This is a genomic window from Shewanella sp. 4t3-1-2LB (genome assembly GCF_017368415.1).
Taxonomy (GTDB): Bacteria; Pseudomonadota; Gammaproteobacteria; order Enterobacterales; family Shewanellaceae; genus Shewanella; species Shewanella fodinae.
The window spans coordinates 24,217-36,975 of sequence record NZ_JAFNJD010000027.1; the positions used below are offsets into that span (position 1 = coordinate 24,217).

Genomic DNA, 12,759 nt, shown 5'->3' on the forward strand with positions numbered 1-12,759 from the left:
GCAGTGCTAAACGTTTTCTTTTTAACGTCGGCCGTTACAATAGCCGACTTTTAACTTAACCCAGTTTTAACTGTTACTCTGGAACCCTCCATGGTCAGAACACCGAGAAAATTCCTGCTAGTGTTTGCGGTATTGATATTGGTTGCCGCTGCTACGGCCACTTATTTTTGGCAAACGCCAGCCCATAATCCCGATGCCCTGTGGCACTTAATCAGCGAGCGCTGTGTGCCTGATATGGAAGAGCACGGCAAACCCGCACCGTGCAGCGAAGTGAATGAATCCAAAGGCTACGTCACGCTTAAAGACCGACATGGAATTTTGCAGTATCTGCTGATGCCAGTAGATAAGATTTCAGGAGTAGAAAGTCCTGAATTGTTGCAACCGCTGACCCCCAATTTCTTCGCTATCGCCTGGCAACAGCGAGCCTTGGCAATCGAGCTGATGGCGCAACAGCAACGGACTGTTCCCGACCGAGCGTTGTCGTTGGCGATCAACTCCGCTTATGGCCGCACCCAGAACCAGCTGCATATTCACATCTCCTGCCTACGACAGGATGTCAGACAACAACTGGATAGCCTGACACCAACGCTTACGTCACAGTGGCAACAGCATGAACTGGGACCCAGTGACTATTTGTTGCGAACCCTGACGCCACAGCAGTTACAGGATGAGAGTGTGTTTATCCGCCTAGCGCAAGAACTTCCTGAGGCTGCCGACGACATGGGACATTACGGTCTGGCGTTGGCTAACCTGCCCAACGGACAGTTGGTGCTGATGGCTATCAAAGCCAACTGGCTCACCGCCAATAATGCCTCTGCCGAAGAACTGCAGGATCACAGCTGCAGTATTCTGCAACCGACTTTGTAACAGCCTGTGTTGTGTACTTCGCCCATACGGCTGCGGCCGTTACAATGGCTCCCCCAAAAATAGGAGAAGCATTATGTATCGTTATTGTGGCTTATTGTTGTTAGTCCTCTCCAGCCAGGTACACGCCTGGGGTTTTACCGGCCACAAGGCCTTTTGTGAAGCCGCCTATGATTTGACCTCACCTGCGACCCAGAAAGCATTGGATGCCGTTGCCGCCAAACAGGGCGATTATCATTCATTCGCTGAAGCCTGTACTTGGGCAGACGATATCAAAAAGGATCACCAGTGGGATTGGTCAAAGCACCTGCATTACATCAACGTCACCCGTAATGAAAAAGACCTGCATGATGCCGACTGCAGCAAAGGTTGTGTGTTAAGTGCTATTGCCGAGCAGCAAGCCAAACTGCAGAAAAATCCGCAGGACTGGCAAGCGTTATTCTTCCTGGCGCATTTCGTAGGTGATTTGCACCAACCATTACATGTCAGTTATGCCGATGACTGGGGTGGTAATAAGACGGAAGTGACCTTTTTCGGGCAACCCGCTAATCTGCATGGCATTTTCGATTACGGCATCATTGAACATATGGTAGGTGATGATTGGAAAGGCTTTGGTGACCGCTTAGCCAAACTGGCCAATAAAGCGGATGCTAGCGGCACACCAGAACAATGGGGCGATGAATCGCTCACGCTGACACGGGATATTTACGCGGGTTATCAACCCCATGAAATTCTCGGGCAAGCTTACGTAGAAAAATATGGTCCAGTGATTGAGCTACGTATCGAAAAAGGCGCGGTGCGGCTGGCCCGGATGCTCGACAATATCTATACCCCTTAATCACTATCGACAGCATTACCCTTAGTGCGATGCCCGGAACTTCCGGGCATTTTTATGCCGTAAACACAGGCGTCCTCATTCGACAGTCCCATCATAAATGCCGCAGGAAGAATATGACCCATATCAATTTATAATCTAAATGATAATCGTTCTTGATCTCATATTTACAAATCTCTATATTAGCTGGTGCTAAAAGCACAGCAGATGAACTGCCGCTGATAACACATCTAATTGGGAATTTTGCAATGACAACAGCACAACGCCGCAATGGAAGGATTCGACTCGGCACCCAGGTTTTGGGATCTTTAACCTTAGGAATGGCAATTTCAGCGCTTCCGGTCCTTGCCGCTGAACAATCGCAGGTTCAAACCGAACCACACCACAGCGAAGATAAATCGAAAGAACACCATAAAAGCCATCGACATCAAGGTGACAAGAAGCTTGAACACATCGAAGTTAATGGTGACTACCAAGGCTATAACACCCGCCGGGTACAATCTGGCAAGTTCACGGAAGATCTGCTTAATAGCGCCAAAACCGTGACAGTAATCAATCAAGATCTAATGAAAGATATGGGCGCTGAAAGTTTTAGCGATGCGCTACGTGCGACACCAGGGATTACCTTGGGCACTGGGGAGGGAGGTAATCCTTACGGCGATCGGCCATTTATCCGTGGCTATGATGCCCAATCGTCAACCTTTATCAACGGGATGCGCGACGTTGGCTCACAGAATCGCGAAACCTTTAACATCGAGCAGATCGAAGTGCTAAAAGGCCCAAGTTCTGTCTATAACGGTCGCGGAGCAGTAGGTGGCAGCATCAATATTGTCACCAAGAAAGCCCGCGCCGGCGACTTCATCACTGCCGATGTGACCCTGGGCACCGATGCGCTCAAGCGTGGCACGTTGGATGTAAACAAAGAGCTTAGCGATGAAGCCGCGTTCCGTATCAATATGATGAGTCATGATGCTGACACGCCTGGACGTGACCAAGTATCAGGTAACCGTTGGGGGGTTGCACCTTCGTTAACCTTCGGTCTGACTACCGCCACCCAGGTGACGTTGGAGTATTACCATTTTGAAAGCCACGACATCCCCGATTATGGTATCCCCTATGATCAGAGCTCTGGCCGTCCGGCTAAGGTCGATGAAGATAATTTCTATGGTCTGTTGAATCGCGATTTTCGAGACAATGGTGATGATACGGCTTCAGTGATTATCAATCACGATTTTAGCGATACCCTGCACTTTAATTCGACCTCAGTATACAGCCGCAACACTAACCACTATATCGTCACCAACCCAGATGACAGCGCCGGTAATGTTGCCAATGGTTATGTGTGGCGTAATACCAAATCACGCCATTCCGCAACCAAAACGCTCGCCACACAGCTGCAATTGAGCGGCGAAGTCACCTTAGCGGGGATGCCCAATCGTTTTGCCGTGGGCACCGAATTGAGCAATGAACGCACCAGCAACCGCAGCTACAGCGTCGACACGGGTAATGGTCGCAACGCGGGCTGCGATGAAGCGATGTTGGACAGCTATAACTGCACCTTGTTATCAGATCCAAATCCGCACGATCCCTGGGTTGGCACTATCAGTCTGAGTAGCGCCACGACAGTGACAGAAACCGACACCCGTTCACTTTATGCTTTTAACACCCTAGAGCTGAGTGATGCCTGGTTCATCAATGGCGGTATCCGTTGGGATGATTACGACACCAGCAGTGAGTCCTCTACGGCGACACTGAATAACAACAGTGATTTCTTCAATTATCAGTTGTCGGTGCTGTATAAACCTGCCGACAATGGCAGTGTTTATGCGGCGTGGGGAACCTCTTCTAACCCACCAGGCACGTCAAACGGCGATGGCAGTGATCAACTTGGCGATAACAATGATGATTTGCAGCCAGAAGATACCAAAAGTTATGAAATAGGCAGCAAATGGGAACTGTTCCATGGCCGCCTATCATTGAATGGCTCGTTGTTTCAGATAGAAAAGAACAACGCCCGAGTAGCCACCGAAGCGGGTCGTAATGCGCCACAGGCCAACGTTGGGAAACAGAAGGTCAAGGGGTTTGAAGTCGGATTTTCCGGTGACATCATGCGCCACTGGCACGGTTTTGGCGGCTATACCTATCTGGATGCCACTTTAGAAAGTAACGGCTACAACACTGCATATGACGGTAACCGTTTCCCCAATACCGCCAAGCACAGTGTTAGTCTGTTCAGCACTTATGATATTACCGAGCAGCTAACGGCAGGGGCTGGGGCTTACTACATGAGTAAAGTCTATGGCAATACCGCTAACACCTTGTGGATCCCGTCCTACTGGCGCTTCGACATGATGTCATCTTACCGGGTCAACGATTACCTCACGCTCAGATTCAATGTACAGAATCTCACGGATAAGCGTTACTACGACAAAGCCTATGCGTCCCATTTTGCCAACGTGGCTCCCGGTCGCTTGGCCATGCTGAGTGCTGAAGTGCATTTTTAATATCTTGAAAACCAAGGCTTTCCTACGGGAAAGCCATCTTTACCACCTGGCTGACGGAGCCTAATGATGTTAATTGAAATCCCACAGGTTTTTTCCAGCGATGAAGTCCTGCAACTCAGACAACAACTGGACGAACGCCTTTGGATTGACGGTAATCAAACCTCTGGCGAGTTGGCTGCAACCCGCAAACGCAACCAGCAACTGAGCAAAGATGACCCCGTTGCACAAGCGTTGGGGCAATTGATAATGGATCGACTGCTGGCACACCCTTTATTTGTTTCTGCCGCGTTACCCCTAGAGTTTTACCCACCACTGTTCAACCGCTATGAAGGTGGGCAAACCTTTGGTTATCACATCGACAATGCGATTCGTGCAACAGAAAATGGCATGGTACGGACAGACTTGTCTGCCACGCTATTTCTCAGCGAGCCAGACAGTTATGAAGGCGGGGAATTGGTGATCCAGGATACCTATGGTCAGCAAAGGGTGAAGCTCAGTGCCGGATCGCTGGTGCTCTATCCTTCCACAAGCCTGCATCAGGTAACCCCTGTCACCGCTGGCGAGCGCACCTCCGCCTTTATGTGGCTGCAAAGCATGATCCGCGACGAAGGACAACGACGGATACTGTTTCAACTCGATCAATCGATTCAAACGCTCACAGCACAGCAGGCCGATGCGCAGCAGATCTTTAATCTCAGCGGTATCTATCACAACCTGTTACGACGCTGGAGTGAACTGTAAGCTCAACCCCAACGCTTATCAGGCATGCGCCACTGGATTGGGATGTTGCCCTGGTTTCCGCAGCAACATCAACAGGTAGATAAATGACACGCTCGCCATGGTCAGGAACAGCAGACTATCTGAATACTGCTGCATCAACAACGCGATCATTGACGGGCCAATCAGACTCCCCACGGTATAACTGAGCAGCAGCGCCTGATTCATGGAAACCAACTGCTGATGCGGTACTTTTTCGCAGGCCCATGCCATAGCGACCGGATACAAAGTGAAGCCGGCTGCGCCGAGAATAAACAAAGCTGGAGTCAATGCCGCATGCACCAGCATCGCCAATGACCCAAGGATCACCACAAACACCTGAACCCGCAACACCATTAATCGACCGTAGCGGTCAGCAAGCCGTCCTACTGGCCACTGTCCGACAATACCGGCACTGACCAGTAATGCCATCCAGAAACCGACACTGGCATCAGTCATGCCCAGATGATTCAGGTACAGTGGCATCAATCCATATAACGACCCCAACACTACGCCAGAGATCAGGCAACCGTGGACACCGAGCCGCGCCTGTCGTAATTTCAGCATAGGCAAGACCTGAGGACTCTGTTGTGGTTGTTCCTGAGTGTTAACAATCCGGGTAAACAGCAAGGGCAACACTGAACAGAGGACCAACACTAAAGCCCATGGCAGCACGCTCATCAATGCTGTGGGCAACTTGGTCAGCAGCAATTGTCCGGCAACGGTGCCAAAGTAATACACCATCATATAGGCCGCCAACAATCGGCCGCGGTTGCTTGAAGTGCCACTGCACATCAATGCACTTTCCACCACCACCCAAATCATGGCACAGCCGATACCGGCAATAAAACGCCAGATAAACCAGCTGTAGAAACCGACCATCAGTCCAAGGCCTGCGCAGCCCAACGCGAACAAAACGGTGGCAATGTAATAACTGCGATTAAACCCAAAACGACTGATAAAGTGCCCAGCCAACACCGTGCCCAGCAAATTACCAGCAAAATAGGAGGAGCTCACCATACCTACCTGCCAAGTCGCCAGATTCTCGTGCGCCAACCATAAAGGTACTAAGGTATTCAGTACTGCAATCGCCAAGGTCAGCAACAGCAAGCCACTGAGCAGCAACAGCACGGGGCGGGTATAAATGGACATGGGATAAAACCACAGAAGGTGTCGCAATCAAAGTGCGCGCATTATTCCACCAGCGTACCAACAGTCAATCACCCGTCGCATCACCATTGAAGCCGTTGTAGAAACACGGATTAAAAAACTGACCAAACCACATAAGATATTATCTTATTAATTGATTTTTATAGTGTTAATACAATACGTCAATAAAAAATCGGTAGCTTCATCCAAAAAATTTCATCAATACATTATTTCATCTGCTGTACAAAAAACGGCTGAGAGAGACTAGCGATGATTACTACCGCGCCCATAACAAATTCGTGCCGACATCAGCGGCTTCATGCTATAACGCTAATCTCAATTTTTACATATAAGCAACACCATACACAGTGCGCGTAACTAACAAACATCATGAATAATTTCGAACACCTGCAGCCAGCTTCGGCGCATTCGCTACGAGGACAACGAGCCCAGTTTTTTAAGGGCGCAATCGACATTATTCCCTTGTGTCTGGCGGTCCTGCCGTGGGGGCTCCTTGCTGGGTCAATGGCGATTCAATCTGGGCTAGATGTGTGGCAGAGTCTGGGGATGTCGGCGATTATCTTTGCCGGAGCAGCGCAACTGGTCACCTTGAGCATGCTGATCTCTGGCGCCAATGTTTTCAGCATTATTATCACCATCTTCTTTTTAACATCGCAGCATTTTATCTATGGGCTGACATTGCGTGAATTTGTCACCCAACTGAAACTCAAGTACTGCCTGCCGATCGGCTTCTTGCTAACCGATGAGCTGTTTGCGCTGAGTGTGCCAAAGGTCCGCGAACAGGCGCTGACGGTCAGCTACCTGATAGGGGCCGGACTGACGTTCTATCTGTTTTGGGTAATTGTCAGTGCCTTAGGTATTTGGCTCGCGGCATCGGTACCCGATCTGGCAAAGTACCATCTGGATTTTTCCATCATCGCCACCTTTATTACTATCGTGGTGCCAATGATAAAGAGCCTTAGCACTCTCGCAGGTGTGCTGTGCTCGTTGCTGCTGTCCGCCGCTCTGTCACTAGCGCAAGTGGAAGGCGCTATCGTGATCGCTGGCATTGCCGGAATGATGTTTGCGGTCGCAGTAGCGCACCTGACGAGAAAATCCGGGGAGACAACAACATGAGTTGGTGGCTACTGCTGCTGTTAGCGTTCATCGTATTTTTTAACCGTTACCTGTTTCTAGAACCCCGGTTGCCACTGCGTATTCCCACATTAGTGCGGGAAGCGCTATCTTATTCCGCCCCTTGCTTGTTGATTGCCATCTGCGCGCCGGTGATCTTACTGGATAATGGAGAACTACGGCATTTTCCAGATAATCCTTATCTTTGGGGGGCAATAATCTCGGTGATTATCGCCTACTTTGTCAGGCATATGCTCAGTGCAGTCTTACTCAGTCTACTGGCTTTTTATCTGTTGAACTGGTGATGCTGTGCTGGTGAATATTCAAGCATTTCTTTGGACTTTCAGCAGTAATCTTGCTAGTTTTGCCGCCGGATAATGTCTATAGCCAGGGAATATTATGAGCGGCACAACCAGCAGTAAAGTTGCTAATGACTGGAATACTTTGATTTCCGGAATAAATCCACAGAGTATTCAACTAAATCGACAACTTGTTGCCAACCATAGTGGTGAACTGGCGACGCAATTCTATGCCCATATGTTGGGAGCTGAAGATGCGTCGATCTTTCTTTCCCACGACCAAGTGAAAACACGTTTACATGGTTCTTTACAGCAATGGCTGGTCACGCTGTTTGATATTGATGAGCAGTATGATCTCGCAGCAGCGGTAGCCCTGCAGGTAAAAGTCGGTGAAATTCACGCCCGTATCAAAATTCCGATGCACTTGGTACTGCGTGGTGCGCGCTACCTGAAACAGCACTACGGTGAGTTGTTGCAGCAAGAGCCATTGACCGCGGAGCAACAGCATGAGTGCTTGCAGCATTTTTGCGATACCCTTGATGTCTCTATGGAAGTCATGGCGCAAGCCTATGCCAGCTCTTACGACCGCAACACCCGCTCTGATGAGGTATACCGGCTGTTCTCTATCTCTCAGAACCTGTCGACTGAACGCGAAAAGCAGAAAGGGGCGTTGCTGGACTGGGAAAATCGCTTGATGTTTGAGTGCACCCTTGGCAATCCCAATGCCGAACTGCCAGCGCTGTCTACTTCTGAATTTGGTTTATGGTTTACACACAAAGGGGCACATGCATTTCAAGACTACCCGGAAACCCAGCTCATTGACGAACGTATAAACATCGTTGATGAACAACTGCTAGCAGATATGCAGCAAGGGCCTGCTGACACCAGGATCCAGAGCTTACGCAAGGTACGAGACGAAACCAAACGGATCAAATTCCTGCTGGATGACATTTTTGCCAAAAGCTCGGAGTTGGAAAGCGGTCGGGATGTCCTGACCAAACTGCTGAATCGCAAATTCCTGCCGACAGTACTAAGCCGTGAAATTACCCACGCCCGCCGCAATCACAGTCAGTTCGCACTGTTGTCACTGGATATTGACTACTTTAAAGAGGTCAATGACTCTTACGGTCATGAGGCCGGAGACAGTGTATTACAGCAACTGAGCGGTTTTCTGGTGAGCAATTCGCGTGCTGGTGATTTTGTCTTTCGTCTGGGGGGCGAGGAATTCATGGTGGTGCTGGTTGATGTGAACAAACACAACGCCCAAGCGATTGCCGAAAATATGCGTAATAAAGTGTCCGCCGAAAACTTTATGTTGCCAAACGGTGAGCGTATCCAAATTACCGTCAGCTCTGGCCTGGCATTGTTTAATGGCCATCCCGATTATCAAGTGATTTTGCGACAGGTAGACAAAGCACTGTATGACGCCAAACACTTGGGACGGAACCGCGTTATTGTTGCCGATACAGATCAGCTCTGACGGCGGAGATTCTGGCTATGGCAGCTGTCAAGCCATAGCCTCGTGACGAATATCAATGGTGCCCTGCCTTAACAACGGCTCCAACTGTTCCGCCGCCATCGGTCTGGCAAACAAATATCCTTGTCCTTCTTCGCAGCCCAGTTGCTGCAACAATGCCATCTGTTCCGCAGTTTCAATCCCCTCCGCGATGATAGTCCGGTTCAGAATATGGCCAATTTCTATAATTGCCTCAACCAGTTGCACATCTTTCTGATCACGCAGGGCATTTGCGACAAAAGATTTATCAATTTTCAGCACCTTCATCGGTAAATCCCGTAACCGAGACAGACTGGAATGGCCGGTGCCAAAGTCATCGATAGCCAAGGTAAATCCTTGCTGTGTCAACGCTTGCAGCTGCGGCATAATGCGACTCATATTGTCCATGATATTGTTTTCGGTGATCTCTAACTGGACATGCTGTGATGCGACGCCTAACTGCTGCGCTAAGGTCTGGATACGCTCGCTGATGTTACTGCGCAACAACTGTTTGACCGATACATTGATAGCAACATCGACTGCCATCCCCTGTTGCTGCCACTGTGCCAGTTGCTCCAGTGCCCGAACCATCACCCAATCACCTAACTCTACTATCAGTCCAGAATCTTCTGCGATGGGAATAAATTCCGCCGGAGAAATCATGCCCTGTTGCGGATGCTTCCAGCGCAACAACGCTTCCACGCCACAAATCCGCCCATCGCGCAGATCCACCTTTGGCTGATAGAACAACATTAGTTGCGCGCAGTCAGTCATCGCTTGTCGCAGCTCTTGATCCAACTGAATACGTCGGGTCATTTTGGAGGTCATCATCGGCTGGAAGAAACGGAAACACCGCCCGCCTTCATCTTTGGCAATACGCATCGCTTGGTTGGCATGCATCAGCAGACTGCGGGCACTGGCACCATCATCGGCATAAAAAGCCAACCCCAGAGAAGCGGTAACCTGCACACAAAAACCGTCACCTTCAAACGGTGCGGCCACGGCCTGTAGCAGTTCCCGCATCAGTTGTACCAGCTCGAGATTATCCTTACGTTGGTCTAATACAATGGCAAACTCGTCGCCGGTGATGCGGCCAAGAAAGCCGCGATACTGCTTCACCAGGGTTTCTAAGCGCGTAGCGATGCCGACGAGTAATTCATCCCCTTTATCATGTCCAAGGCTATTGTTGATATCCTTGAAGCGATCCAACCCCACCGAAATAACGACCAAGGCACTTTTATTTTTTTGCGCTAAATCAACGCATGTCTGGATTTTTTCTAACATCGACAATCGATTTGGCAAGCATGTCAGCGGGTCGTTAAATGCTTGAAAACGTACCCGATGGGCAATTTCGCTATCCATTTTTCGCAGCAACTGCAGATACTGTTTCTCGCGGCGGTATAAGGAAACCAACAGCGGCCAAAAAATAAACAACGCCTCTAACAATAGAGTGCTTAGCATCCCGATCAATGACAGACGGTTATAGCGCTGTAATTTCACAATGGCGGCTTCGCTGTCTTGTTGGAATTGCAACACCAGGGTATCCAGTGAGTTGAGGATGTCATAACGCGCGGATGCCCGCAGCTGCAAATACGCTTGTTCCCTTTCCGGCAGGGTCAGCGATTGATCCACGACCTGCTTTGCCAAACGAAAAAACGCTTGCAAGCGCTGGTCGAGATCTACGGGCGGTTGATGAAAGATCTGCTGTATAGCCTTTGAACTTGGAGCCGGAATCGCCATCGATACCGAGCCATGCATCAGCGCCTGATGAACCTTGTTCATAGTAGCTATCGCATCAAGATATTCCCCCGGGAACAGAGTTGGCGATCGTTGATCTTTTTCCGCCAACAATTGCCCGGCAAACAGCGTAATACGTTGCGATAGCATACGTTGACGACCGGCGAGGTTCACCACGCGGGCACTAGCTTCCTGTTGATTAACAATGCGTTGTACTAAGTAGTGTGACAGTAACGCCAAAATGCCAATGATCAGCAACGCCAACAGATATGTCAGGGTGCCACGGCGCCAGTGTAACCGCAGCAGATGGGGATTCTGATACAAGGCTCTTTTCATACTGTAGACACTCCCTGTTAACAGCGCAGTGGTAATTTCTGACGAAAAATAAGAGGTAATGGCGAATTTATCACCACTTCTAGTGTAGTTGCCTCCGTCTGACAACGAGAGAATTTTTTATTGGAAACCGCTGCCAATGCCCGTGTGCTGGACGAATACAATGGTGGAACTGTGACCGTTAGCGAAACTCACCGTTTAATAATGAAAATTGCCATCTTGTTATTTAATTCGTTCATCTAAAATCTATATCTCATTGATTATTAATTAAAATTATTTATGGCACAACATCTGCTTACACTGTGACTACATTAATAACACCCAATGTTCAGTCTTCTGCAATCACTGACGCTTACCGTTAAGGACACAAAAATTATGTTTGTACGCTCAACTTTGCTAGCACTTGTTTGCATGCTGCCACTCACTGGCTGTGTTTTCTATGTAAATGGCGCCCACAGCGAGCCACTGAATTATGGTCACCGCAGCTTGGTACTGGATAGCACCAATATCAGCCAACTGCAGGCCGACACTGGCGCAGGTGAGCTGGTTATCGTCGGTGTTGCTGACCAACAGCAGATCAAGGTAGAAGCGGATGTGTATGAATATGCCGATGTGCCCGCCATTCTGACGCTGGAACAGCAAGGCTCACGTGCAGTGTTGACTGCAAAATTTGCCAACCATGTTTCCTTCAGCCATCGTTCGCCTTATATCAACCTGCGCGTTACGGTGCCCGCCGCGCTGATGCTGGATGTGACCGATGGCTCTGGTCCTTTGGAAATCCGCGATATGACGGCCAATATCAAGGTCGTAGATGGCTCAGGTGAGTTGACTATTCGCGGTGGTCACGATCTGGATATTCAAGATGGTTCCGGCAGTGTGACACTGGCAAATGTCAGCGGTAAAATTCGTCTGGATGATGGCTCGGGTGACATCGATATCCGTGACGTGGGTGGTGATGTCCGCATTGATGATGGCTCCGGCTCACTGACTGTTACCAATGTAAACGGCATTGTCACCATTGACGATGGTTCCGGGGACATCAATGTCCGTCATACACAAGGGTTAAATATCATCAGCGCTGGCTCCGGCGATGTACATTTCGACGATATCAATGGCCCGGTGACGATGGACAAATAATCAGCATTAACGCGAAAAGCTGGACTTGCTGTCCGGCTTTTTGCCAGCATCAACGTAACTGGCTATCTTTAGAACCTCGACGGTTATATCCGGCAAATGCTTGGCGTCGCTTGTCTTCCAACGCCTGACAATTCACGCACAAACGCACGCCAGGAATCGCCAAACGCCGCGCCTCTGGGATCGTTTCGCCACACTCTTCACACTCTGTCAGGCTTTCGCCTTTGGGAAGCTCGCCTCGCACCCGAGCAAGTGCATCTTCAACAGTGCTGTCTATCTGCTGTTGCTCAGCCCCATCTTGTGCCCAACCTGATGCCAAAATGACCTCCACTTATCTACTTGGTAACTGACGGCCGCACCATCTCAAATGCGGTCGCCACGCTAATACCAAAATAGCTCGCTGGACCACCAGCGCGCAATATCGGCTCTGCCGCAATGGTTTGATAAATGCCGTCTTTGATAAAGCGCTTATCGATATGTGCGCCCAATGCTCGCGGCTCCAATACTATTGATGTGGCA

12 protein-coding genes are annotated in these 12,759 nt (G+C 49.6%); 8 read left to right on the forward strand and 4 right to left on the reverse strand.

From position 1 onward, the window contains the following. The first annotated feature begins 90 nt into the window (after positions 1 to 90). The 4 genes from J3L11_RS11195 (at position 91) to J3L11_RS11210 (ending at position 4,944) form a co-directional block, all read left to right on the forward strand. The gene (locus J3L11_RS11195; protein ID WP_189617300.1) at positions 91 to 867 is read left to right on the forward strand and encodes a CDP-diacylglycerol diphosphatase; all 777 of its coding nucleotides are present in this window, start codon (positions 91 to 93) and stop codon (positions 865 to 867) included. A 73-nt stretch (positions 868 to 940) separates the two neighbouring features. Beyond that, positions 941 to 1,702 carry a S1/P1 nuclease gene (locus J3L11_RS11200; RefSeq protein WP_189617301.1) on the forward strand — a complete coding sequence of 254 codons (762 nt, stop codon included), beginning with the start codon at positions 941 to 943 and terminating at the stop codon, positions 1,700 to 1,702. 245 nt (positions 1,703 to 1,947) lie between these two features. After that, positions 1,948 to 4,203, forward strand: coding sequence for a TonB-dependent siderophore receptor (locus J3L11_RS11205; protein ID WP_207571034.1), 2,256 nt, complete (start codon positions 1,948 to 1,950; stop codon positions 4,201 to 4,203). A 66-nt stretch (positions 4,204 to 4,269) separates the two neighbouring features. Next, entirely contained in the window at positions 4,270 to 4,944 is a 675-nt protein-coding gene (locus tag J3L11_RS11210; RefSeq protein WP_207571054.1) for a Fe2+-dependent dioxygenase, read from the forward strand. Between the two features lie 18 nt (positions 4,945 to 4,962). On the opposite strand, the gene J3L11_RS11215 is transcribed toward J3L11_RS11210, so the two are convergent. Then, positions 4,963 to 6,111: an MFS transporter gene (locus J3L11_RS11215; RefSeq protein WP_207571035.1), complete on the reverse strand. Its 1,149-nt coding sequence runs from the start codon at positions 6,109 to 6,111 to the stop codon at positions 4,963 to 4,965. 387 nt (positions 6,112 to 6,498) lie between these two features. On the opposite strand from J3L11_RS11215, the gene J3L11_RS11220 reads away from it, so the two are divergent. The 3 genes from J3L11_RS11220 (at position 6,499) to J3L11_RS11230 (ending at position 9,021) form a co-directional block, all read left to right on the forward strand. Continuing rightward, on the forward strand, positions 6,499 to 7,245 hold the full coding sequence (locus tag J3L11_RS11220; RefSeq protein ID WP_207571036.1) for an AzlC family ABC transporter permease: 747 nt from the start codon (positions 6,499 to 6,501) through the stop codon (positions 7,243 to 7,245). Continuing rightward, on the forward strand, positions 7,242 to 7,547 hold the full coding sequence (locus tag J3L11_RS11225) for an AzlD domain-containing protein (RefSeq protein ID WP_207571037.1): 306 nt from the start codon (positions 7,242 to 7,244) through the stop codon (positions 7,545 to 7,547). The genes J3L11_RS11220 and J3L11_RS11225 overlap by 4 nt, the downstream gene beginning before the upstream one ends. Before the next feature lie 94 nt (positions 7,548 to 7,641). Then, a complete protein-coding gene (locus J3L11_RS11230) occupies positions 7,642 to 9,021 on the forward strand; it encodes a diguanylate cyclase (RefSeq protein ID WP_207571038.1) in 1,380 nt (459 codons plus the stop codon). A gap of 27 nt (positions 9,022 to 9,048) precedes the next feature. Here the strand turns inward: J3L11_RS11230 and J3L11_RS11235 are convergent, their stop codons facing one another. Then, positions 9,049 to 11,109: an EAL domain-containing protein gene (locus J3L11_RS11235; RefSeq protein WP_207571039.1), complete on the reverse strand. Its 2,061-nt coding sequence runs from the start codon at positions 11,107 to 11,109 to the stop codon at positions 9,049 to 9,051. 372 nt (positions 11,110 to 11,481) lie between these two features. Between J3L11_RS11235 and J3L11_RS11240 the strand changes: the two genes are divergently transcribed. After that, entirely contained in the window at positions 11,482 to 12,243 is a 762-nt protein-coding gene (locus tag J3L11_RS11240; RefSeq protein WP_189617308.1) for a DUF4097 family beta strand repeat-containing protein, read from the forward strand. A gap of 49 nt (positions 12,244 to 12,292) precedes the next feature. Here J3L11_RS11240 and J3L11_RS11245 read toward each other — a convergent pair whose 3' ends face one another. Continuing rightward, entirely contained in the window at positions 12,293 to 12,559 is a 267-nt protein-coding gene (locus tag J3L11_RS11245; protein ID WP_189617309.1) for a DksA/TraR family C4-type zinc finger protein, read from the reverse strand. Between the two features lie 16 nt (positions 12,560 to 12,575). Beyond that, complete coding sequence (locus J3L11_RS11250) at positions 12,576 to 12,728, reverse strand: hypothetical protein (protein ID WP_189617310.1); 153 nt, start codon at positions 12,726 to 12,728, stop codon at positions 12,576 to 12,578. Between the last annotated feature and the right edge of the window lie 31 nt (positions 12,729 to 12,759).

What these genes read in the sequence shown, in the direction of transcription:
- J3L11_RS11230 (WP_207571038.1), top strand. Translation starts at nt 7,642, where the DNA reads ATGAGCGGCACAACCAGCAGTAAAGTTGCTAATGACTGGAATACTTTG.
- J3L11_RS11215 (WP_207571035.1), bottom strand. Translation starts at nt 6,111, where the DNA reads ATGTCCATTTATACCCGCCCCGTGCTGTTGCTGCTCAGTGGCTTGCTG.
- J3L11_RS11195 (WP_189617300.1), top strand. Translation starts at nt 91, where the DNA reads ATGGTCAGAACACCGAGAAAATTCCTGCTAGTGTTTGCGGTATTGATA.
- J3L11_RS11210 (WP_207571054.1), top strand. Translation starts at nt 4,270, where the DNA reads ATGTTAATTGAAATCCCACAGGTTTTTTCCAGCGATGAAGTCCTGCAA.
- J3L11_RS11235 (WP_207571039.1), bottom strand. Translation starts at nt 11,109, where the DNA reads ATGAAAAGAGCCTTGTATCAGAATCCCCATCTGCTGCGGTTACACTGG.
- J3L11_RS11220 (WP_207571036.1), top strand. Translation starts at nt 6,499, where the DNA reads ATGAATAATTTCGAACACCTGCAGCCAGCTTCGGCGCATTCGCTACGA.
- J3L11_RS11240 (WP_189617308.1), top strand. Translation starts at nt 11,482, where the DNA reads ATGTTTGTACGCTCAACTTTGCTAGCACTTGTTTGCATGCTGCCACTC.
- J3L11_RS11200 (WP_189617301.1), top strand. Translation starts at nt 941, where the DNA reads ATGTATCGTTATTGTGGCTTATTGTTGTTAGTCCTCTCCAGCCAGGTA.
- J3L11_RS11205 (WP_207571034.1), top strand. Translation starts at nt 1,948, where the DNA reads ATGACAACAGCACAACGCCGCAATGGAAGGATTCGACTCGGCACCCAG.
- J3L11_RS11225 (WP_207571037.1), top strand. Translation starts at nt 7,242, where the DNA reads ATGAGTTGGTGGCTACTGCTGCTGTTAGCGTTCATCGTATTTTTTAAC.